Origin of the sequence: Alteromonas sp. Cnat3-28 (genome assembly GCF_022348265.1) — a bacterium.
Lineage (GTDB): Bacteria > Pseudomonadota > Gammaproteobacteria > Enterobacterales > Alteromonadaceae > Alteromonas > Alteromonas macleodii.
Genome location: NZ_JAKREY010000013.1, coordinates 56,359 through 79,463, shown reverse-complemented (window position 1 = coordinate 79,463; position 23,105 = coordinate 56,359). Strand labels below are relative to the sequence as shown.

General features: G+C 44.3%; 20 protein-coding genes and 1 tRNA gene. 10 read left to right on the top strand and 11 right to left on the bottom strand.

Translation table 11 applies throughout. The annotated features are described in order from the left end of the window. Nucleotides 1-34: 34 nt before the first annotated feature. The 5 genes from MHM87_RS14050 to MHM87_RS14030 all read left to right on the top strand — a co-directional run bounded on the left by MHM87_RS14050 (nucleotide 35) and on the right by MHM87_RS14030 (nucleotide 6,077). A complete protein-coding gene (locus tag MHM87_RS14050) occupies nucleotides 35-2,512 on the top strand; it encodes a glycogen/starch/alpha-glucan phosphorylase (protein ID WP_239259695.1) in 2,478 nt (825 codons plus the stop codon). A 297-nt stretch (nucleotides 2,513-2,809) separates the two neighbouring features. Then, a complete protein-coding gene (locus MHM87_RS14045; RefSeq protein WP_239259693.1) occupies nucleotides 2,810-4,114 on the top strand; it encodes a bifunctional diguanylate cyclase/phosphodiesterase in 1,305 nt (434 codons plus the stop codon). A 145-nt stretch (nucleotides 4,115-4,259) separates the two neighbouring features. Continuing rightward, complete coding sequence (gene astE, locus MHM87_RS14040) at nucleotides 4,260-5,291, top strand: succinylglutamate desuccinylase (protein ID WP_239259691.1); 1,032 nt, start codon at nucleotides 4,260-4,262, stop codon at nucleotides 5,289-5,291. Then, nucleotides 5,284-5,694, top strand: coding sequence for an HIT domain-containing protein (locus MHM87_RS14035; RefSeq protein WP_239259689.1), 411 nt, complete (start codon nucleotides 5,284-5,286; stop codon nucleotides 5,692-5,694). The genes astE and MHM87_RS14035 overlap by 8 nt, the downstream gene beginning before the upstream one ends. Nucleotides 5,695-5,750: 56 nt before the next feature. After that, nucleotides 5,751-6,077 (top strand): heavy metal-binding domain-containing protein, encoded by a 327-nt coding sequence (locus tag MHM87_RS14030; RefSeq protein ID WP_014949040.1) that lies wholly within the window; start codon nucleotides 5,751-5,753, stop codon nucleotides 6,075-6,077. Between the two features lie 421 nt (nucleotides 6,078-6,498). Here the strand turns inward: MHM87_RS14030 and MHM87_RS14025 are convergent, their stop codons facing one another. From MHM87_RS14025 to MHM87_RS13995, 7 genes are all read right to left on the bottom strand, one after another. Beyond that, nucleotides 6,499-7,758: a dicarboxylate/amino acid:cation symporter gene (locus MHM87_RS14025; RefSeq protein ID WP_239259687.1), complete on the bottom strand. Its 1,260-nt coding sequence runs from the start codon at nucleotides 7,756-7,758 to the stop codon at nucleotides 6,499-6,501. Between the two features lie 206 nt (nucleotides 7,759-7,964). Next, nucleotides 7,965-8,180, bottom strand: a complete 216-nt coding sequence (locus tag MHM87_RS14020; protein ID WP_239259685.1) for a DUF2897 family protein — start codon at nucleotides 8,178-8,180, stop codon at nucleotides 7,965-7,967. A 14-nt stretch (nucleotides 8,181-8,194) separates the two neighbouring features. Further along, nucleotides 8,195-8,881 (bottom strand): M15 family metallopeptidase, encoded by a 687-nt coding sequence (locus tag MHM87_RS14015; RefSeq protein WP_187447306.1) that lies wholly within the window; start codon nucleotides 8,879-8,881, stop codon nucleotides 8,195-8,197. 9 nt (nucleotides 8,882-8,890) lie between these two features. Further along, nucleotides 8,891-10,027, bottom strand: coding sequence for a succinyl-diaminopimelate desuccinylase (gene dapE, locus MHM87_RS14010; protein ID WP_075176318.1), 1,137 nt, complete (start codon nucleotides 10,025-10,027; stop codon nucleotides 8,891-8,893). Further along, nucleotides 10,021-10,368 (bottom strand): ArsC family reductase, encoded by a 348-nt coding sequence (locus MHM87_RS14005; protein ID WP_014949045.1) that lies wholly within the window; start codon nucleotides 10,366-10,368, stop codon nucleotides 10,021-10,023. Before MHM87_RS14005 ends, dapE begins: the two co-directional genes overlap by 7 nt. A gap of 257 nt (nucleotides 10,369-10,625) precedes the next feature. Then, nucleotides 10,626-11,126, bottom strand: coding sequence for a PTS glucose transporter subunit IIA (locus MHM87_RS14000; RefSeq protein ID WP_168463478.1), 501 nt, complete (start codon nucleotides 11,124-11,126; stop codon nucleotides 10,626-10,628). Nucleotides 11,127-11,130: 4 nt separating this feature from the next. Next, a complete protein-coding gene (locus MHM87_RS13995) occupies nucleotides 11,131-11,520 on the bottom strand; it encodes an ACT domain-containing protein (RefSeq protein WP_014949047.1) in 390 nt (129 codons plus the stop codon). A 956-nt stretch (nucleotides 11,521-12,476) separates the two neighbouring features. On the opposite strand from MHM87_RS13995, the gene MHM87_RS13990 reads away from it, so the two are divergent. After that, nucleotides 12,477-12,785, top strand: a complete 309-nt coding sequence (locus MHM87_RS13990) for a VOC family protein (RefSeq protein WP_239259683.1) — start codon at nucleotides 12,477-12,479, stop codon at nucleotides 12,783-12,785. Nucleotides 12,786-12,822: 37 nt separating this feature from the next. On the opposite strand, the gene hppD is transcribed toward MHM87_RS13990, so the two are convergent. After that, entirely contained in the window at nucleotides 12,823-13,896 is a 1,074-nt protein-coding gene (gene hppD, locus MHM87_RS13985) for a 4-hydroxyphenylpyruvate dioxygenase (RefSeq protein ID WP_014949049.1), read from the bottom strand. A gap of 292 nt (nucleotides 13,897-14,188) precedes the next feature. After that, nucleotides 14,189-15,484, bottom strand: a complete 1,296-nt coding sequence (hmgA, locus tag MHM87_RS13980; protein ID WP_239246156.1) for a homogentisate 1,2-dioxygenase — start codon at nucleotides 15,482-15,484, stop codon at nucleotides 14,189-14,191. Between the two features lie 396 nt (nucleotides 15,485-15,880). On the opposite strand from hmgA, the gene MHM87_RS13975 reads away from it, so the two are divergent. From MHM87_RS13975 to MHM87_RS13960, 4 genes are all read left to right on the top strand, one after another. Further along, the gene (locus tag MHM87_RS13975; RefSeq protein ID WP_014976177.1) at nucleotides 15,881-16,309 is read left to right on the top strand and encodes a MarR family transcriptional regulator; all 429 of its coding nucleotides are present in this window, start codon (nucleotides 15,881-15,883) and stop codon (nucleotides 16,307-16,309) included. Between the two features lie 196 nt (nucleotides 16,310-16,505). Further along, on the top strand, nucleotides 16,506-17,582 hold the full coding sequence (locus tag MHM87_RS13970; protein WP_239259681.1) for a patatin-like phospholipase family protein: 1,077 nt from the start codon (nucleotides 16,506-16,508) through the stop codon (nucleotides 17,580-17,582). Between the two features lie 158 nt (nucleotides 17,583-17,740). Further along, nucleotides 17,741-17,817: transfer RNA gene (locus tag MHM87_RS13965), tRNA-Val, on the top strand. A 199-nt stretch (nucleotides 17,818-18,016) separates the two neighbouring features. Next, nucleotides 18,017-19,735, top strand: coding sequence for an EAL domain-containing protein (locus MHM87_RS13960; RefSeq protein WP_239259679.1), 1,719 nt, complete (start codon nucleotides 18,017-18,019; stop codon nucleotides 19,733-19,735). Between the two features lie 159 nt (nucleotides 19,736-19,894). Here MHM87_RS13960 and MHM87_RS13955 read toward each other — a convergent pair whose 3' ends face one another. After that, nucleotides 19,895-21,829, bottom strand: coding sequence for an EAL domain-containing protein (locus tag MHM87_RS13955; protein ID WP_239259677.1), 1,935 nt, complete (start codon nucleotides 21,827-21,829; stop codon nucleotides 19,895-19,897). Between the two features lie 195 nt (nucleotides 21,830-22,024). Then, on the bottom strand, nucleotides 22,025-23,092 hold the full coding sequence (locus MHM87_RS13950) for an MBL fold metallo-hydrolase (RefSeq protein WP_239259675.1): 1,068 nt from the start codon (nucleotides 23,090-23,092) through the stop codon (nucleotides 22,025-22,027). Between the last annotated feature and the right edge of the window lie 13 nt (nucleotides 23,093-23,105).

Genomic DNA, 23,105 nt, shown 5'->3' with positions numbered 1-23,105 from the left:
TAAACACCGCTTCTACTTAAGAGTGAGACGCAAAATGAACGCAAAAGCGACCAAGACGCAACCCTCTCCAGTGATCGATAGGGCTGCATTCAAAGCAGCGGTTATTAAACACTTACACTGCACGCTAGGCACCGACGAAAACAAAGCAAACAATCACGCTTGGTGGAAAGCAACCTGTGCTGCCATTCAAGAACAAGTACTTGAAGGGTTGCGTAAAACCCAGAAAAGTCATTACCTGAACGACACGCGCGCCGTTCATTACTTCTCTGCTGAATTCCTAATGGGCCGTTTGCTTTCAAACAACCTGCAAAACTTTGGCTTATTCGATGTAGCGAGTGGCGCGTTGAAAGAGCTAGGTGTTGAAATTTCAGACATTCTTGAAGAAGAGCCAGATATGGCGCTGGGTAATGGTGGCCTTGGCCGACTAGCGGCTTGCTTCATCGACTCATTAGCGACAATGGAATTACCTGCAATAGGTTATGGTATTCATTACGAGCACGGTTTGTTCCGCCAAGAAATTAAAAGCGGTGAGCAAATCGAGCGTCCAGACAGCTGGCGTCACTACGGTAATCCTTGGGAAATTTGCCGTCCAGAATCTATTCAAGAAGTATCACTTTACGGCTATGTAGAGACTAAATACGGCGACAACGGTCGTGTGCTGAAAGAATGGCACCCTGGCTCAATTGTAAAAGGTGTGCCGTGGGATATTCCTGTTGTAGGTTATGAAGGTAAAACCGTAAACGTATTGCGGTTGTGGCAGTCAGAAGCGTCTGGCTACTTCAATTGGGACGTATTCAATGCTGGTGGTTATGTTGATGCACAGCGTGAAAATGTATCAGCTGAAACTATTTCAAAAGTACTTTATCCAAACGATGAGACCGAAGCGGGTAAAGAGCTTCGCCTTATTCAGCAGTACTTCTTCTGCTCGTGCTCGCTTAAAGACATTATCCGTCGTTACAAGCGTGCTCATGGTGACGATTGGAGCCGTTTCGCCGATCAGGTTGTTATTCAGCTAAACGACACGCACCCAGCTATTTCTATACCAGAGCTAATGCGCATTCTTGTTGACCGCGCAGAGCTTGGTTGGGATGAAGCGTGGGGGATTTGTACAAAAGTATTTGCATATACCAACCACACCTTGCTACCAGAGGCACTTGAAAAGTGGCCTGCGCGCATGATTGAGAAGATCCTTCCTCGTCATCTAGAAATCATTTATGAAATTAACCACCGCTTTATGGCAGAGGTTGATAAGAAGTGGCCTGGCGACAATGCCATGAAAGCTAAGCTTTCAATCATTGAAGAAGGTAACGAGAAGATGGTTCGTATGGGCCACCTGTCGGTAATCGGTTCATTTGCTGTTAACGGTGTGGCAGAAATGCACTCTCGTCTTGTTAAGTCGTCTCTGTTCCCAGAGTTCGATGAACTATATCCTGGTAAGCTAACTAACGTAACCAACGGTATTACGCCACGCCGCTGGTTGAAAGCGTGTAATCCAGCGCTGTCTAAGCTAATCGATAAAAAGATTGGTGACGACTGGCCGCGCGACTTAGACAAACTGCAAGGGTTGGCTAAATTTGCAAGCAATAAAACGTTCCAGAAGCAGTTCATGAAAGTGAAGCTTGAGAACAAAGAGTTGCTAGCAGAGGAAATTCGCAAGTCACTTGATATAGAAGTAGACGTCAACGCCATTTTCGATGTGCAGATTAAGCGTTTGCACGAGTATAAGCGTCAACACTTAGCGCTTCTGAATATTATGGCGCTATACCGTCGTATTCTAGAAAACCCTGATTACGATATGCACCCGCGTGTATTTGTGTTTGGTGCTAAAGCCGCACCGGGCTACAAGCTTGCGAAAGATATTATCTTCGCTATTAACAAGGTAGCGGATAAGATCAACAATGATCCGCGCGTAAATAACAAGATTAAAGTAGCATTCTTACCAAACTACCGTGTATCACTCGCTGAAAAAATGATTCCAGCGGCGGACGTATCTGAGCAAATCAGTACGGCAGGTAAAGAGGCATCTGGAACCGGTAATATGAAGCTTGCACTGAACGGTGCGGTAACTATTGGTACACTTGATGGTGCAAACGTTGAAATTGCTGAAGAAGTCGGCGATGACAACATCTTTATCTTCGGACTTACAGTAGAAGAAGTGAACGAGCTTAAAGCGAATGGCTATAACCCACATGACTACTACTATAAAGATCCAGAAATTAAAGCTGTGCTGGATTGGTTAGAAACGGATTACTTTACGCCAGGTAAACCAGGTGCATTGGTGTCAATTAAGCAAAGCTTACTTGACAACGGTGACCCGTACATGGTGCTTGCAGATTTCCGTGCTTATTCTGATGCACAAATTGCAGTTGATGCTGCATACCGCGACAAAGAGCGTTGGGCGGAAATGGCCATCATCAATACAGCGAAGATGGGTAAGTTTACCTCAGATCGTTCAATTCGTGACTACGTAGAACGCGTTTGGAAACTTTCACCGTGTAAGATTGAAAGCTAATCGCAGAACCGTAAAGAAATAGCCCGGCAGTGGTACACTCGCCGGGTTTTTTATTACCCTCTAAATACTTCTTCATTGTTTCGTATCGGGTTCAAAATACGGCACAGTTTGTTCTTAACGTCACCAGAAATAAGTACTACAGCCATGTTTTTTGTCCATAATTAGGCTAATGTTGTACAAAAGTATAAGACGGTATGCAAAATAATACGCTACTGTCGTTGCGCCTTTCGTAGCGCCATGGTTTTATATAACTAGTTGTTTTTAGTACCTCGAAGCGTAAAGCTCAAGGAAAACATCATGAGCCAACACACATCACTGGCAACCATTCCCAATCGCTATGCGTTTATCGATAGCATTTCGAAGCAAGCGTCTCGCAGTGCTTCTATTTCATTGATGCTGGTCGATGTAGTACGTTTTTCTGATGTAACAACCAGTCTGGGCATTCATGTAGGCGATCGCTTTTTACTTGAAATAGCCAACCGCATTCAACTTCTCTTTGGGCAATCGGTATCAATTGGGCGTATCAGCGGTGATGTTTTTGGCATCGTTTTTCCTAATGAAAGCAATGAGGTTGTAATGCGACAGATGTTCGAACGCTTAGTCGAGCATTTCAAAACGCCTATGCACTATGACGGTACGGCTTTTATTGCAGACTTTAACGTAGGTGTGGTGTGCAGTATTAAGAATGACTTTGATATCACTTCCTTTGTTTCCCGAGCAGAAGCGGCTTTAAAACAAGCAAAAGAAAACAAATACGAAAATTACTTCGCATTGACTAAGTTAGACAAAACCGACACGGGCAGAAGTTTGGCGCTAAAAGCAGATTTAAAACGTGCATTAACACAAAATGAACTCGAGCTTTACTATCAACCAAAAGTCGATCTGACAACGCTAGAAGTAGTGGGGGCTGAGTGCTTACTTCGCTGGAATCACCCTCTTGATGGCGTCTTATTCCCAGGTCCGCTAATCGAAGCGGCCGAGTCTTATAATATGATGAGCGAACTGGGCTACTGGACGCTTGAGCAAGCCTTTAGGGCGCTCTCGGAATTGGACCTAATGAGGCGGTCTCTAATGCTGTCTGTGAATATTTCTCCTACACAGTTATACGACAACCAGTTAGTTCCAACCCTGACGATGCTGAGTCGTACGTATTCAATGCCGCTTTCGTTAATCGAGTTGGAGCTTACCGAGGACGTGGCACTGTCTAATTCATTAATGGTGAAAAAGCAGTTAGATGAGCTGCGAAGCTTAGGCGTATCTATTTCTGTAGATGATTTTGGTAAAGGGTATTCAAATCTTGCTTATATTCGAGATCTGGATTTGGATGCGCTGAAAATCGATAAATCCTTTGTGATGGAACTTGAAGCTCACCCTGTTAATCGCGCCATTATCGAAGCGGCGAAAGTGATAGGGCATGCAAAAGAGTGCTGTGTAGTCGCCGAGGGCATAGAAACCGTAGAGCAGCTTCACATACTCAGAGAAATAGGGGTTACACAAGGGCAGGGATACCTATTCTCTCGCGCCATTCCATTCGATGATTTCGTACAGCTTACCCAACAAGAGATAATTATCGGAAACTCGCCTAGACGCGCTCAAGCATAGTATCTGAAAGTGCGGCAATCTGTAGTTCCGTTGTTCAATGCTTACAGCTACTGGGAATTAAACAGTGAGATAACGTGATTTTGAAGGTCTGTCTGGGTACACTGGAAGCATTCGAGATTAGACAACGTAGACAAAGCTCACACTTATGCAAGAACTTATCGAAAGCGGCCAATTTTTAACACTTTCTCGCCGTAATTCCGCATTATTTGAACGCTCTCATCAATTTACATTAGCTAATGGTACGCTCGTCGATATTACCGCACCTGGCATTATTAGTTTTTCAGTTCAACCAACCTCTAAGCCTAATAAACGCATTGTTTTATCGTGTGGTGTTCACGGTAATGAAACCGCACCTATCGAAATCTGTGATGATTTGGTTAAGGGGATCCTTACAGGGAACATAACGCTGGCACATGATGTTTTGTTCTTATTTGGCAACCTGCCCGCGATGGATATTGCAGAGCGTTTCGTTGAAGAAAACATGAACCGCTTGTTTAGCGGTGCACACTCGAAGGGCGAAGGTTTAGTGAACGCAGAGCGCGTTCGTGCTAAACAGCTCGAAGATGCTGTGGCGTCTTTCTTTGAAGCGGGTGAGGGCACCCGATATCACTACGACCTACACACTGCAATTCGGGCCTCTAAAAATGAAAAGTTTGCGGTATATCCTTATCTTCATGACAGAATACACAGCAAAGGGCAGCTGGCATTTCTCGCAGCGTGTGGCGTGAAAACCATATTGCTGTCGGAAAGTTCGACAACCACCTTTAGCTATTTCTCGTCATATCGATACAACGCGCACGCGTTTACGGTTGAACTTGGCAAAGTGCGTCCATTTGGGCAAAACGATATGCGTCGATTTGAAGATGCTAGGAAAGCAATTACACAGCTCATTACCCAATCCGAATACGCGCCAACCGTCGATATGAATGAGTTGGATATCTATCGCGTTAACCAAGTCATTAATCGAAATGAAGAACAGTTTACGCTTCATTTCAATGACGATACGCCAAACTTCACTGACTACCCTAAAGGCACGGTATTGGCTTCTGAACCGGGTAAAGAGTACATAGCAGAGCAGGATGGCGAAGCCATTGTTTTCCCGAATGCAAAAGTGGCCATTGGACAACGCGCCTTATTAACCGTTGTGCCTACTACGCTGGAAAAACTAGATGTTTAAACTTGATAGCCGTTTACACAATGATACATTTTTTGTCTGTGATCTTACGCTGTGTCGTGTACTGTTAATGAATGATAGTCAGTTTCCGTGGCTTATTTTAGTGCCAATGAAAAATGACATAGCGGAAATTTTCGACTTGTCAGAAGAAGATCAGATTACTTTACTCAAAGAGTCTGCATTGGCATCAAGAGCCATGCAGGCCTTGTTTTCACCGCTTAAACTTAACGTGGCAGCACTAGGCAATGTGGTAAGGCAGCTTCATGTTCATCACGTCGCACGTTTTGAAAATGATTGTGCGTGGCCAAAACCGGTGTGGGGCAACCAGCCAGCAGTGGCATATAACACTAACGATGCTCAGGCACTTGTTAAGTCTGTTAAGCAGTGGTTTGAAGACAACAGCTAGAGGGCGCACGCCCTTAATAGCGACAAATAAACAGTTCACATTAAAAGGAGTTACGCATGATTGTTTCAACTACCCCAACGCTTGAAGGGCATAAAATTGAAGCTTATTACGGTATTGTTGTGGGCGAGGCCGTGATGGGCGCAAACGTATTTAAAGATCTTTTCGCTTCTATTCGCGATATCGTTGGCGGTCGTTCTGGATCGTATGAAGAAGAGTTAACCACCGCACGTAAGTTAGCGTTTACGGAGCTTGAGCACGAGGCGAGAAGCATGGGCGCAAATGCAGTGGTTGGCATCGACTTAGACTATCAAGTGATTGGCGATAAAGGCAGTATGCTTATGGTGAGCATTAGCGGTACCGCGGTGAAAACAACCCCTTTATAAGATTATGAAGGGCGTATGCTTTGGTGAATTAACGTTTATCAATTAAGTGCCGATCAATACCAATCCGCATAGATAACTGCCCACTCAGAAGGTGCTGGCAAGTTTCCTAGCGAAGCGTGGGAATGCAGGAATGGCTGTTCCCTTTCAAATTCCCAGAATGAAGTTAGGAAGCTTGCCAGACCTTCCCGAAGGGCGAGTTTAAAATGTCCGTACTCTTTGTTGTGTCACCTTAATGTAGAACCACTATACCTGCGGTAACACGCCGCGATTACGAACATTTTAAGTCTCGCTGAGTGGGTAATTATCTATGCGGACTGGTATAAAATAGCGATAAGCAAAAAGCGACACAATCCAATCAAAAAAGGGCAGCCTAAGCGTTTCAAAAAGCTTTGCTGCCCTTTTCTATCTGTAAGACTAGGCTTTATTTGGCCGCATTTTCTATTGCTTGCTCTTCAACAGCATCAGCATCAATGGCAATCGTATCTACGATCACTGCGCATGCTGCATCACCCGTAATATTTAGCGCAGTGCGGATCATGTCGAAAATTCTGTCCAAGGCAAATAGCAGGGGTAAACCTTCAATGGGAATGCCGGCAGCAAGCAACACCGCAACGACCAAGAATGATGGCCCAGGAACGCCCGCTTGACCAACCGCGCCAAGGGTAGAGGTTAGGACGATGGCAACATATGCACCCATTGATAAATCTATATTGAAAAGCTGCGCAAAAAACACCGCTACCAAGCCATAATAAATGGCATTTCCGCTCATGTTGATGGTGGCGCCTAACGGCAGTACAAAAGATGCCGTTGCGTTTCTTACACCTAGCTCATTCTCTACTGTGTTCATAGTAACCGGCAGTGTCGCCATGGATGACGCGGTCGAAAGAGCTACCGCCTGAGGCTTTTTCATAGCCACGAGAAATGATTTAGCCGACGTTTTTGTAAATAGCTGTACCAAAAGGGGGTAAACCACAAAACCAAATACTAAAATTGCCGCAGTAAACACCAAGAAGAGTTTGAATACCACCATGAGCGCGGCAAAACCAAATGTTCCTACCGCCTCTGCCATTAAACCAAATACGCCGATAGGCGCGATTTTCATCACACAGTTGATCATCCACACCATGGCATCAACGATAGTGTTCACGCCATTTAAAATAGGCTCGCGGTTCTTTTTAGGCTGTTTAGAAAGGGCGAGGCCAAAGAACAAGCAAAACACCAGAATTTGAAGAATGTTCGCGTTGGTTAACGAGGCAAATACGTTAGTGGGGATCATACCCGTAACGGTAGCCCAAAATGAAGGTAGCTCACCTTTAGAGGCGTATTCACCAGAGAACATACCTTCTACCGCAGAAACGTCGATACCTATTCCTGGCTTAAACACCTCACCCATAATGAGGGCCAGTGTTACGGCAAGTGCTGACGTTAACGCAAAATAAGCAAGGGTAGATAGCCCCACTTTTCCTGCATTAGTGCTGTTGCCAAGCCCCGCAGCGCCAGAGATAAGCGCTACTGCCACCAGTGGAATGACCAGCATTTTAATTAAATTAATAAAAATGGCACCTAGTGGTGCGAACATTTCAGCGCTTTCACCCATAAAGGCGCCAACAGCGGTGCCAATAATCATGGCAATGACAACTTGTACGCCGATATTGCCCAGTAAGGATTGTTTTTTAGACACGTCTAGAACCTCTTAGAGTGTGTTTAAATGTGAAAAGTGATTTGTGAATGAATAATTGAGAGCCCTAATACTGAAGTGCCCGCGTCGGCATAAACAATGGGTAAAAGCTTCTAATTATAAAAGCCTCTAATTATAAAAGCCTCGAATTATAAAAGCTTTACTTAGGCTTCGATTAAAATGCCGCGATTGACGCTATTAGAATAGGGTTATTTCATTGGGGTGTTGCTGTCTTTATCTTGGTCATGGTCTTTAAGGGATGTACTCGCGCTTTCACTGCCCTTGTTTGAATCGTCGTCACTATCATCATAAGGTTTAGAAGGTGTCGGAAATTTAAATCTAGCACTGTATTTAAGCAGCGTGATATTCCCAATCACAACGCCCAATACTAAAACAATAATGATGATGACCCAGGTAGTACTCATAAAAATTCCGTAGGCTACAGCCCTTTGTTCAATACATAGCGATTATACAAGCTAGGTAGCTGTGGCAAAATACATGTTTTGCCTTCTATATCGCTTTGTTCGATGGCTTTCGTAAAGCCATCTAAGTGCCTGGCATTTTCGAAAGCACACGCTGTGTTTCGAAAGCTTAAATGCCATGGCTCTACTGCGACGCCACCCGTATTAACCGAAAAAGGGCGATAAAAGCCAAACTGTTCCATATTGTCAGCTAGCCAACATGAAAGGGCATGGCACGGTCCGCCAGAAAGGTATTCGCGTTCGACAAGATTAAACTTGCCCCCCCAGTTATGCACGGCAGCTCTGTCGTACACGTCGATGTCAGTGCCCCAGTGGTGGCGACTGCCGCCGGGAAGTGCTGACCATGTCAAAATAGCATGAAGCTTTTCATTATCGCTTAGTGCCTCGAATGGCAGTTCATCACCGTTGGTATCAAGAAGCTGTGCTTGACCTGCCCATTTGCGGTTAAAAATAGCAGTTTGCCTGTCGAAATCTCGAAAGCTACTGACCAACTGTAAGTCTATACCGTCTTTTTGCGCAGCATCTTGCATGGCAAGAAACGGCGATATCACGTCGCGATGCAGTCTATGGCCGTTGCCAGCATCAACGAGATAGTCGTTGTGCTGGCCTAACCACGCTTTTTCTGGCACTTGATTCATAACCATCAATAGCGGCTATTGAGCCAGCAAGCGTTCTAAGATACCGAAGTACATATCAGCAAGCTGTTCAAGGTCAGACATTTTCACGCACTCGTCAATTTTGTGAATAGTGGCATTCACCGGGCCTAGCTCTATCACTTGTGCGCCTGTTGGCGCGATAAAGCGACCATCAGATGTACCGCCAGCAGTAGACAGCACGGTAGGTGTTCCTTTAACCGCCGCTATTGCACCTTGAGTGGCTTCTAACAGGGCACCCGTATCGGTCAAAAAGGGTTGACCGTTAAACGTCCATTTAATCTCGTACTCCAGTTCGTGGGCTTCCAAAATTGCCGTGACTCTCTCAATGAGAATTTGGTCGGTTACTTCCGTTGAAAAACGGAAGTTGAAGCAAACGTGCATCTCGCCCGGGATCACATTGCCCGCACCTGTACCCGCGTGAATGTTTGATATCTGGAAGCTGGTGGGAGGGAAAAAGTCGTTACCGTTATCCCAATGAGATTTAGCTAGCTCGTCAAGGGCCGCCATTGCACTGTGAACAGGGTTTTTAGCTAAATGAGGGTAGGCGACATGGCCTTGGACACCTTTCACTACTAAATCACCCGTTAATGAACCTCTACGGCCATTCTTAACAATATCGCCTACTTCGTCGGTTGAAGAGGGTTCGCCAACAATACACCAATCAATTTTTTCATTGCGGGCTTCAAGGGTATCAATAACGCGGGTGGTACCGTTTATAAAAGGGCCTTCTTCGTCGCTAGTAATAAGGTACGCAATACTTCCCTTGTGATCAGGGTATTTGTTCACAAACTCGCGGGTGGCTACTAGCATAGCGGCAAGACTGCCTTTCATGTCAGCTGCGCCCCGCCCATGCAGATAGCCGTCAACTTCTGTCGCGGTAAATGGCGGTGTTTTCCATGCTGACTCAGGGCCACTAGGCACTACATCAGTGTGGCCTGCGAAACAAAATACCGGGCCTTCTTTACCTCTGCGAGACCAAAGGTTCGTCGTGTCTTCAAATACCATGGTTTCATTATTAAACCCTAAAGCACCTAAAAACTCGCCCATGGCTTCTTGGCAACCTGCGTCTTCTGGCGTTACAGAACGGCGGTTTATTAATTGTTTAGCAATTTCAATAACAGAGTCGTTTAACAAAATATTTCCTCATACTGCGCGGGTTTGAAGCCAATATAAAACGCGTTGTCATGAACAAGGATAGGGCGTTTAACCATGGCAGGATGAAGCTCTAGCAGGGCCAGTGCTTTATCTTTATCTAGATTCGCTTTCTCTTGCTCTTCTAGCTGGCGAAAGGTCGTGCCGCGTTTGTTGAGCATTGCTTCCCAGCCAAGCTCAGACTCTGCTCGTACAAGAAAGTCGTTATCTATCCCATCCTTGCGGTAATCGTGAAATGTGAAAGCGATATCGTTGTCTGCTAACCATTTTTTTGCTTTTTTAATGGTGTCACAGTTTGGGATCCCATAAAGGATTGTGCTCATGGTGATTTATTCCGTACTACTTTGTTGTTTGTAAATGAAAGACGCTGGTTAGAACAGTGCCATTATGTGGCGCTGTTTCGAAGAGCTAGAGAAAATAGAAAACCGCAATAGCCCGAAAACAGTGCGCCTGTACATTTTTGTTTTTCAATGTGCTCCATCATACAAGCTGTTGATACGTTGATAAACTCACTTGCGATGATTTTTAATAGTAAATCACTCAGGGCTGAAAGCCTGTTTTACAATTAGGTCAACAGGCCTTAGAGGTAAAGTGTCAACAACGTATCTTCGCCCGCTTCGACAAACTTTTGATGCGTAGGCACCACGCCGATAAGCGCATTTGCATTAAGCAACGTCATTGAACAGGTATTGCTAACACCGCGCTGCTTTAGCCATGCAGCATTCACGGTAAAAAGTACTTGTTTAAGTCTTATTTCATCGCCCCGTTTCAAAGAACAGGCGAATTGTGCGCCATGCAAATGACTAGTATCGCCACCATATTTAATCTTGCATCTAAGGCCCGCGCTAGACTGTATGTCGATAGCGTAATCTAGCGGGGAAACGCTCAATACTTTGCCAGCGAAAGGCGATAAAACAGTATTTGATGTTGAGCTTATTGCTGCACCAGGCCCCATAAGGCCACTTTTATAATAGGGATCGTCAATGTGTGAGAGTGAAACCACTTGCCCTGAAAATGGGCTTAAAGTTACAAACTGCTTGGTAAAACTGTCTGGTGCGTATTGTAGTTGCTTAGCATTCACGGTATTAGACGTCCTCACTTACCGAATAGCCAGCTTTTTTAAGCGCACTAATGGCATCTTTTAGTTTATTGTCTTTTACTAAAAAGAAGTCAGTGTCGAAGGTTGATACCACAAATATGGCCACTTTTGCTGATGCTAACACTTGGCCGATTTGGGCCATGATCCCTACCATGGACAAGTGCAAAGGCCCTAACAGTTCAAGTGCACGCCAACCTTCATCACTATCTAGTGACGGTACGTCTACCGAGTCAGGCACAACAATAGATAGTTCATCTTCTGTTTTACCTAAGAAAAAAAGAGGGCTATTAAGTACAGATGCGGGGATATTGGTTTCAGGATCCAAGCTGTGAATGGTAAACAAAGATTCTCTGACTAAAAGTGTTTGTTTGGGCATGAGAAACCGAAAAAAAGATAACTTCGAAGATATTCACATTAAACCACTAACTGTGATTAAGTGCTACGTGTTATCCACTTAATCTGTGGATAAGTTTGTTGAGTAGTTTGGGGCTTTGTTGTAAGTGTATGTATTTAAAGGGATAAATAAACTGTACAAACAATGTTCAGTGGATAACATTCTCAATTTCACAAGCATTTTCCACAGGCCATGTCTACAACTAAAATAAAAAATGTTTTGTAATTTTGCAATTTCTTAGCTTGACAACCATGGCTTTTTTCAGAAATTTGCGTATTACTAAAACGCGAGATTCAAATGATCGAACTCTTTTTGCCATGTTGATCTTTGATGTACAGCAAAGGTCAATAGACTCTAGCCTTTTTACCTTTAAAACATCGGTACATTAAAATGATCTATTAGTTAACAAATATTCAGTAAGGTACTACTGTTAGTAGTTAATTTAGTCTTGGGTTTTGCTTATTGAAGCAATGGGGCATTGCGCTTATCAGTTATGTAGCTTACTAGGTATCTGATCTCTAACCAGAACAAGAGCGCTGACTAGAAAAAATGCCTCAACCATAAATAGAGCCCTAACAAAACAACAGCCCTAAACAAAAAACAGAGGGAGAGACAATGTCAGATTCTTCATGGTGCGATATTACGGTAGAAAACGCAGACGAACTTGTCAGCTTTTATGAAGCTGAAATACCAGTCCGCATAGATAATTACCCACTCAGCGAGAGTTAAAATGTTCGTAATCGCGGCGTGTTACCGCAGGTATAGTGGCTCTACATCAAGGTGACACAACAAAGAGTACGGACATTTTAAACTCGCCCTTCGGGAAGGTCTGGCAAGCTTCCTAGCTTCATTCTGGGAATTTGAAAGGGAACAGCCATTCCTGCATTCCCACGCTTTGCTAGGAAACTTGCCAGCGCCTTGTGAGTGGGTAATTATCTATGCGGACTGGTATAACTGGATGGAAGAAAGAGCCCATAGATATGGGTGGGTACAATGATTATGTCATGATGAAGGCCGACGGCACACCTGTGGGCGGCATTTGTCATAAGCGGGGTGTAAACGCGCAGTACCCAAGCGGATGGATTAATTACTTTACCGTAGATAATTTAGATGCCGCGTTGAAAGAAGTTACTTCCAAAGGTGGAAAACAGGCGGGTGATATACGTCATCATGGCAAAGACAGCTTTTGTGTCATTATTGACCCAAGCGGCGCTGCGTGCGCGCTTTATGAAAAAGGCAGCAAGTGATGAGACTTGCTGCCCTAGTATTGCGTTAGCTATCTACTTACTTGTTTAGTACGCCGCGATTTACCTGATCGCGTTCAATTGACTCAAATAGTGCCTTGAAGTTACCCTCGCCGAAACCTTCGTCTTGTTTGCGTTGGATAAATTCAAAGAACACTGGGCCGAAAACGGTTTCAGAAAATATCTGAAGCAGTAGGCGAGGCTCACCATTTTCCGTTGTGCCGTCCAATAGAATACCGCGCTTTTGTAGCTCATCTACGTTTTCGCCGTGCCCAGGAAGACGTTCTTCAAGCATATCGTAGTAAGTGTTTGGTGGAGGCGTCATAAACTTCATACCTTTCGCTTTAAGCTTATCTAAACACGCCACTAGGTCGTCACAAGCGAAAGCGATATGCTGAATACCTTCACCATTGTACTTCATTAAGAACTCTTCAATTTGGCCACCACCGCCAACCGCCTCTTCATTTAGCGGTATGCGAATTTTACCGTCTGGCGCCGTCATTGCTTTCGATAATAGACCCGTGTATTCACCTTTAATATCGAAATAGCGAATTTCTTTAAAGTTGAATAGCTTTTCGTAGAACCCTGCCCAGAAATTCATGCGGCCGCGGTACACATTATGGGTGAGGTGATCGAGCGTATGGAAGCCACATCCTTCAGGATGGCGATCAACGCCTTCAATCCAATTGAAGTCGATGTCGTAAATGGTATTTTCGCCTTCATAACGGTCTATAAGGTAAAGCATCGCACCGCCAATACCTTTAATAGCAGGAAGTTTCAGTTCCATTGGACCGGTATGGGTATCCATAGGCTGAGCACCGCGGGCAAGCACTTCTTTATATGCGTGCTGTGAATCTTTAACGCGGAATGCCATACCACACGCTGATGGACCGTGTTCTTCGGCATAATAGGCTGCATGACATTTTTTTTCGTAGTTACTTAATAAATTGATGTCGCCTTGTCGCCATAATTCCACGTCTTTTGATTTGTGGCGAGCAACAAGGGTAAAGCCCATAGCTTCAAAAATGGGTTCCAACATGCCCTTTTTAGGCGCAGTGAACTCTAAAAATTCAAACCCGTCTAAACCAATAGGGTTTTCAAACAAATCAGCCATAGCGATACATCCTCAACGTAAATCACATTTTATAATTGTTACCTGATTGTAAGGGCGCAGTGAAAAAGCAAGCAATAGGTGTCGAGTTCAAGGATTTTGGGCATGGAAAGCAAAGCTGTAACGTTTTGTTTTCACCCGTGAGTGAGATGCTGAGTTAGGGAAAGCTAACTTTCCCTAACTTGTTGAAAATAAATGCTATTAAGCAAAGGTGATGCTTGTCGGTAGTGTTCAAAAATCAGTACAATTGCTTGTTTAGGTATCGGTACGTGTAACGTTACAAATCCCAGGGCGCTTATTTTTCACCATCGTAGTACTTTTTAAGGCCTTTCCAGCACGCCAAATAATTTCGTTGACGAATATCACTGTTTAAAGCGAACTCCGTTGGCGCAATGGCATAGCGAGATTCAAACATAAACGCCAGCGTGTTTTCATAGCGCTGTGGTGAAAGCTCGGCGTTCGAGGCTTTTTCAAATACTTCAGCTTCTGGGCCATGGGGAGTCATACAGTTGTGAAGGCTCATGCCGCCGGGCACAAAACCGTGTTCTTTGGCGTCGTACATCCCCTCAATTAGCCCCATAAACTCGCTCATAATATTTCTGTGGTAATACGGTGGGCGAAAAGTATTTTCAGCAACCATCCACCTTGGAGGGAAAATAACGAAGTCAACGTTCGCCGTACCTTCCAGCTCAGATGGTGAGGTAAGCACGGTAAATATCGACGGATCCGGGTGGTCAAAACTTACGGTGTTCATAACGTTGAAACGGGACAAATCATATTTATAAGGGGCAGAGTTACCTACCCAAGCCACCACATCAAAGGGAGAGTGATCGAGTTTTGCTTCGAACAAATTTCCACAGAACTTGTTTACCAAAGTGTGAGGCGTCTCATTATCTTCAAACCACGCCGTGGGATAGCAAAAATCACGCTGGTTCGCATAGCCATTCGCGCCTACAGGGCCACGCTCTGGCAGCACAAAAGGATGACCGTAGTTTTCGCATATATATCCGCGAATTGGCCCATTAATAGGGTTAACCGAAAAACGAACGCCACGAGGAATAACGGCTATTTCACCTACAGATAAGTTGAGCCTACCAAACTCGGTGGTGATCAGCATGTCGCCTAGCTGGGGGACAATAAGCATTTCTCCGTCTGATGAGTAGAAAACACGATTTTGCATATTAGCACTGGCACTGTAGCAGTGAATGCCCATACCTACTTGGGCTTTAGCGTCACCGTTAGTGGCGATGGTTACAAGCGAGTCTACAAAATCAACGTCTTTTTCTGGTAAGGGTACAGGGTCCCACCTAAGTACATTCGGAGGGCAATGGACATCAGACTCAGGTGCTGTTCTTAACAGGCCGTTATCAATTTTTTCAAAGTCGCCCATAGCAATAGAGGGGCGTAAACGATATGTCCAGCTGCGGCGGTTTTCTGCTCGTGGGGCAGTAAATGCTGTACTGCTAAACTGTTCAGCGTAAAGCTTATAATTCACTTTTTGTGGGCTGAACTGGCCTTTAGGAAGGGCACCCGGCAGTGCCTCTGTCTCGTGCTCGTTATTAAAACCCGTTAAATACGACAAATTATCCATAAACCCTCCCACTGGCGGCCATCGATGTGGCTGTACAGATGAATGCTAAATAAAGTAGTTACAAATGAAACTATGTGGTTTAGGCTAGAGGTAAATGAAATGTAAATCAATGGCCGTGGGCGAGTAGAGGGATTGGAGCCAACGTCATTTGGTACGCTAGCTTTACACCTTTTATGTGAGGGCCACTACAAGGTTACACGTATTGCGTGTTTTTAATGCACGATGTTAGCTGTGAAAGTTACCTGGGTTAATGTTGAACGCGCCTGAACGCTCGACAGATGGTAGCGACACTTTGGGTATAAGTAACGCCTAAGGTAAATGAAAAACAACCATGGCTTTTAGGGCGGTCGCAGAAGTAAAAATAGCAAGAGTAATACAGTGATAAGGGCTTAAAACATGCAGCTAGAAGATATGCTTGCCTACAAGGTAGCCATGCTTGCGAGCGATTTAAGTGAATCGCTCTCAAAAGAATATGCAGAATATAAACTTACTAAACCAGAGTGGCGAATTTTAGCCACATTAGGCGGCCGAAATGAAAGCTCGCCAAAATCACTGCTAACGGCAAAAGAAATCGCTATTGCAACACGACTAGATAAAGTGCAGGTTTCGCGAGCGCTGGAGCGATTGGTTAAGCGAGATGCTATCGTTAAGCGTGTGAGCAAGCGAGATAAACGGGCCACATTAATTTCATTGTCAGTGGAAGGAGAACGAATCTATCGGGCGCTGTTGCCTAAAATTGTGGCTTGGCAAAATAAGCGTTTGGAAAATATCACTGAAGATGAGTATCGAATATTTGTAAAAGTGATAGATGCACTAACGCCTTAAGATTCGGGTGAAGTCGTTGAAAAGTCTGGTCTGAGCAGATGTGAGGGCATTGCTATAAAGGTTACTTTCGCGCCTTTAACTGTTAAATTCCCCCGAAACTAATTAAATGGGGAAGTTATTGGATTTATTAGTCATGGCTTGCTACCCCCTAAATATTTATCAAGCGCTTCTATTCGGCGCACAGCGAGGACATTGAGTGGCACCCTTAGAAATATACGCAGGTAAAAAAGCACGTGAATCCATAATGAAAAACGGATTTACGCCTGAGTTATTTAGCTATTTTCTGGGGGCATCTGGCGGCCCGAAATGGTTTTCTCTGGCTGGTCTAGATCGCGTACTGTTCCCTGAGTGGTTTGCCAACGTTAAGCATCAAATTCACGTGATTGGCTCTTCAGCAGGTGCGTTTCGTACCATTTGCGCTGTTCAAAATGATCCCCTAGCAGCCATAAATCGTCTAGCCTCTTCTTATTCAACAACGACCTATAGCAGTGATAAGCCTACGCCTAGAGAAATTACGGCTAAAGCTGAAGACCTGCTGAAAGAAATGGTGGATGAAGCAGGTAAGCAAGAAGTGCTGTCTAACTCCCGCTTTAAAGCTCACCTGATCGTTGCTAAATGTTTAGGTGCTACTCGTTTTGAAAGTAAGTTTAGGCAACTTTCGGGCTTGGCGATGAGTGCAGCGGCCAATACAGTGAACCGACGACACCTTTCTCGTTTATACAAGCGCTATGTGTTCTCAACGCCGGGTACGGAGTTTGCGATAAACGATCCGTATCAACTGCCTACTCAGTACCATGCATTAACACGTGGAAATATTCATACCGCGCTGCTAGCGTCTGGTTCTATTCCTGTGGTAATTGAGGGCGTACAGCAAATTGAAGGTGCGCCAGCCGGAATGTATCGAGATGGCGGTATTATTGACTACCATTTCGACTTGTCCTTCGGACCAGATGATGGCTTAGTGTTATACCCTCATTTTTATGACAAGCCCATTCCAGGCTGGTTCGACAAGGGCTTGAAGGGCAGAGTGCCTCATCGTTCAAGCTACGATAACGTTGTAATGCTTGTGCCTTCTGCATCGTTTGTGGCGAACTTACCTTATAGCAAAATCCCCGACAGAAAAGATTTCGAGGTGCTCGATGCAGATACACGCATCAAATATTGGCAAACGGTTTTAAAAGAAACCGACAGATTGGGGGAGTATTTTATGCGTGCTGTAAACGACGGATCTTTAGTAGACGCTATCAAGCCGCTTCCATTTAAAATGATTTAAGTTAATCGCAATTGTTGAAGAAAATGGCTAATTGCTGTCAAATTAGTCACTTGAATCGTCATTTGATAAGTTTTCCTTGCAGGCAACGCTCGTGCTAAGTATTATACGCGCCGTTGCTTGGCATTCGCCCACCTATCAGGTGCAACAAAATTCTATATGCGTCTATAGCTCAGTTGGTTAGAGCGCTACCTTGACATGGTAGAGGTCCCCTGTTCGAATCAGGGTAGACGCACCATCTTACGATTTAATTTCATCTTTTATTTACCCAAGTTCTGCGTAACACGCACTGCTACCCTTTTCTCTATTCAGCGATATTCATGAGTAATTTAACATTTTTAATGTCGGGTGGTCTGTGTGATTTGGACTACACTAAAAGAATGGTGGCCGTTTTTTATATCTTTGCTATCTAACAATTTAGCACTCGCGGGAGTACGATGAGCTTACAGAAATACCAAGAGCCCCCGTTATTTGAACAACATGGTTCGGCTGAAAGGCGGTTCCTTCAGCTTATTAGTGCCTTGCCAAAGGTATCGGTGCAAGGTTATGACAAGCACCGAAAAGTTATCTACTGGAATAAATCAAGTGAAGACATGTATGGCTTTCGTGAGTGCGAAGCACTAGGTCAAAAACTTGAAGATCTCATTATTCCCTCGTTCATGAAAAGTGAAGTGATAAAGTTACATCAGCGATGGATAGATTACGGTGAGGCAATTCCTTCAGACGAACTCGTGCTTGAGAAGAAAAGTGGCGAGCCTATCCATGTTTTCTCATCTCACGTTATGCTGAAAGAAGGCACAGATTCACCCGAAATGTATTGTGTGGATATTGACCTGAGTGAGCAGCACAACATCCGGCAAGAACTTGAGCGAATGGCATCCACAGATTTGTTAACCGAGTTGCCTAATCGACGCTTGTTAGAGCAGTTTTTGACGTCGTCCATCGAGGATGCATCGCGCAATGAGTCTGGCTTCGCTTTGTTTTTCATTGACTTAGATATGTTCAAAGAAGTTAATGACACGCTTGGGCATACCTGGGGTGATGAATTACTGCGCTCTGTTTCTAAGCGTTTGTCAGATTGTCTGAGCGAACAAGGCTTACTGGCTCGGTTCGGTGGAGACGAATTTGTTTTTGTCGCCACACAAGTGACCTCTGAAAATGAAAGTGCTGACATTGCTAAGAAACTTACTGAGTGTTTCAAGCAGAGCTTCGCGCTTAGCACTGAAAACGTGCATATCACTTCAAGTATCGGTATTAGTATGTACCCTAAAGACGGAAGTGAGATTGATGATCTTCTGAAAAATGCAGACGTCGCAATGTATCAGGCGAAAGCTGAAGGCCGAAACCGTTTTCATTTTTTCACCCACGCTTTAAGTCAGAAAGTTCGACAACAGCGAAGTATAGCAGCCTATCTGCATGAGTCTTTGGTTAACGATGAGTTTGAACTCTTATATCAACCTCAAATCGATTTGCTCACTGGAAAAGTGGCATCGTGTGAAGCGCTGTTAAGGTGGCGTCCTAAAGGTGAGGATAGGGCTGTTCCACCCAATATCTTCATCCCCATCGCTGAGCGCAGTGAGTTAATTGTTCACATTGGAAATTGGGTGTTAGAAAAGGCGTGCAAACAGGCACAGTTATGGAAAGAGCAGGGCATTGATATTCGCGTTGATATCAATGTTTCAGGAAAAGAGTTAGAGCAGAATGCTTATTTCGAACGCTTAAGGGAGTGTCGAGAGCGGCACGGTTTACTGCCTAAAGATATTGGGTTAGAGCTTACTGAGAATGTGCTTATTAAGTCTGACAATACGATTTTAGAGAATTTGAGAGTGCAACGCGACCAGGGCGTTGAAATATCGATTGACGACTTTGGTACAGGTTATTCTTCGCTTAGTTATTTAAAACAGTTTCCCGTTAGCCACTTAAAAATAGATCGTTCATTTTTAAGAGGTGCACCGGAAAATGCCTACGATAGCGCGTTAATGGAGGCTATCGTGAATGTTGGTCACAAACTCGATTTAAACATTGTTGTTGAAGGCGTGGAAACTCAAAATCAATCGAACTACTGCAAGTCTCTTAACGTTGAATATGTGCAAGGCTTTCTGTATTCAAAACCCATTAGCTCTGACGCCATTGTAAAGCTGCTTAACGAACAGTAAATGCGGTTCAAAGGAGGTGTATATGAAAGAGATTTTCACAACACCACCTTAAACGTTTCATCGAATCGACGCACAATAAATTCGTATAAAGCGCGGGGTCTCACATAAAGCGTCAATACTTATCCTGACGTTCAGTGCCTCAGACCAGCGAGCTTACACTTAGTACATTGTCCAAAGTGAGGGTTTAGAAAAGTAATAGCCTTGTTGGTGTTCAACGTCTAGTTTGCTCAGTGCAACAGACTCAGCCTCGTTTTCTACCATTTCCGCAATAACATGGATATTAAGGCCTTTCGCAATATTGATAAGGCTAGAGACAAATAACTGATTATCTTTGTTGGTATGAATTCCCTGGGTTAGCCGTCCCGAAAGCTTAACGAATTGAGGCTGAATTGCCCTTAAACCCGCAAGCGAGGCAAAGTTATCGCCAAAGTGCTCTATGGTAATTCTACAGCCCAGCTGTATGAGTTGACGGCAAAAGTTCTCGGCTACTTCTCGATGGTGAATAAGCGCTGCATCTTCGACTTCAAAAATAAGTCTTGGGCATAGCGTTTCCCGGGTTCGAAGCTCTTCAATTAACCATTTTCTAAACTCGCCGTTGGCAATTGAGGCGTTACTAATATTTATAGCAACCTGATGAGACGTTACCGTTAGTTTTTTAAACACGATGCCTGCTACCAACTTATCGACTTGAGGAATAAGGTCCAATCGCTCTGATGCGGGGATAAGTTGCGCCATGGGTATAACATCATTGGTGTCTTTGTCTTTAAATCGAGCAAACGTTTCGTAATATGCTGGTGCGTTTCGCTCTACATTCATCACCGGTTGAATGAGAATATCGGCATATTGCTGCGACACGATGTAATTGAGGCGCTCACGCCATTTTGTATTGCTATGAACCTGAGACACTTCTGAAGAAAACTGCCATCCTTTTTGCGTTTTCATTGCCGCCATCAACGCACTGTCAGCACTTTCCATTACCTGCTGTAACGACATTTGGCTAGAAAAACGTGTAACGCCCATCCACGTTGCTTTGCTTCCATCTCGAAGTGGCGTGGCGTTTGCAAACTGCTTCGACATATTTTCTAACATCAAATCCCGTTCGTCCCGCCCCATAATTTCACTTATCAAGGCGAAATCTCCGCCTGATAACCGAAATACAAAGCCACTTTTGCAATTGTGCTTCGCCTCATGCACAAGAAAGTCCGCGATAGATTTTACATAATTGTCACCAGCTAACATGCCCAACTTAGTATTTATAGTGGTAAGTTGAGCGAGCCTGATGAGAATAAGCTCTTTTTCTTGGAAATTAGACGTGTCAGACAACAGCGCGCGAGTGTGTCGCTCGAATGCACTGCGGTTCGACAACTTCGTCAATGTATCTTTATTGGCTTCTGTTTTGAATCGCTCAGATTGCTGAGCAATGTCATTAAATTTTGATGCTAACGACGTGGTTAGGGTGTTCACTGTGCTGGTAAGTTGGCGGTAATCTGTTGTAAACGCATTTACCTGCGAGGGGGTGAAGTCGTGGCTATTTATCTCATTAAGCTTCTTAATGGTGTTGGCAATGGGGCGCCTAGCAAATTTGGTTACCGTGACGATATATAGCGCGAGGGCGAAAAATAGCCCACAAAAGATAACAGCATTTTTGATGAGAATAGCGGTGATTTCAGTGTAAATATAAGACGTGTCTGACGTAACTAACAAATAACCATCATTGTTCGAAAAAGGAATTTTCTTGTTAACGGCAGGTGCGGAGTCCAGCTGTAAGTACCAATTAGGAACAATAGTGTTAGGCGAGCGCTCGTACTTCGCAAACACATTTCCTTCGACATCAATGACTTTGGCTGCAGATAAAAACGGCTGCAATACCATTTGACGAAGCATGGCATCAATCACTGATTGCTTCGACTGAGAAGACAAGGCAGAGGTTTGTAAGACGGTTGTTTCGTAACGCAGCCGTGCTTCTTCAGCTTCTTGCTCGATTGACACTGAAGTGCGAGATTTTATTTCGCTTAGCTCAATACTCGACAACACCGTAAATGCTAAAAGCATAAGGGCAAAAACGCCCAAATTAATTTGACTAGACAGCTTCATTGCTAGCAGTTAGCTCCTTTAACTGAGAAATTTATTATTCGCCTCAACCAAATCGAGTGCTATCACTTTGATTGAGGCTTTTGTTGTACCCGCCAATAGTGCCTAAGCGGCGAATAATAAATGTACTGCAAAACATAGAGTTAAGCGAGCAATTAAAAGCCCAGAATAATGAAGCAAGCGCTGTTTATTAGCTACTCACCTTTCGTCTAACCACCAGGTTTTGTTCGGAGCTTCGCCTGCACCCTTAACCGGAACAACTTCGCCAAAGATAGGAATACTGGTGGGAACACCCTTAGTACCAGCAAGGTCTGTGATTTTTATTAAAGGCTCATTCCAATTATGTAGTGCTAAATCAAAGGTACTGTTGTGCACAGGCATCATGACACTCGCTTGAATATCAATATGGGCTTGCAAGCTCTCTTCAGGCAGCATGTGAATGTCAGACCATAGCTCGTTGTATGCGCCGGTTTCAATCATCGATAAATCAAACGGACCGTACTTTTCACCAATAGCTTTAAATCCGTCAAAATAGCCCGAGTCACCGCTGTAAAAGATGTTGGTATTTGCAGATTTGATAACCCAACTTGCCCAAAGAGTTTCGTCTCTATCAAATAAACCTCGCCCTGAGAAATGCTGAGACGGTGTGGCCACTATTTCAATGTCGCTCACTTTTGTACTTTGCCACCAATTTAGCTCAACAACTTTATTTGCATCCACACCCCAGTCACGTAAATGATTGCCTACTTTTAGCGGTGTAATAAACACGTCGACTTTGTTTTTCAGTATTTCAATACTGCCCTTATCTAAATGGTCGTAATGATCGTGACTTATGATAACGGCATCTAATTTAGGCAAATCTTCCAGTGAAATTGGCGCTTGGTGGAAACGCTTGGGTCCCATCCATTGGACGGGAGAAGCACGCTCACTAAAGACCGGATCGATCAATATATAACGCTCGGCGAGTTTCAATAGGGTAGTAGAGTGGCCCAGCTTTATCACGCTGTCTTCTGCAACTGCGTCAAGCATTTGTGCTGTAAGTGCCGACACGGGTATGTCAAACGTTGGCGTTGCAGCATCTCTATTGTCACGAAAATACGCTTTGGTGACTTTCCACATGTCTCGCCACGTCGTTTTATATTCAATATGAGTATTAGTGAATTTTTCAGGTTGCGGCGCGCTTGCAGCAAGGGTGTTTGAAGAACCACAGAAAGATGTCATAAATAAAACTCCAACAAGAAAGCGTGTGCGATTAAAAACGGGCATGCTCTCACCTTAA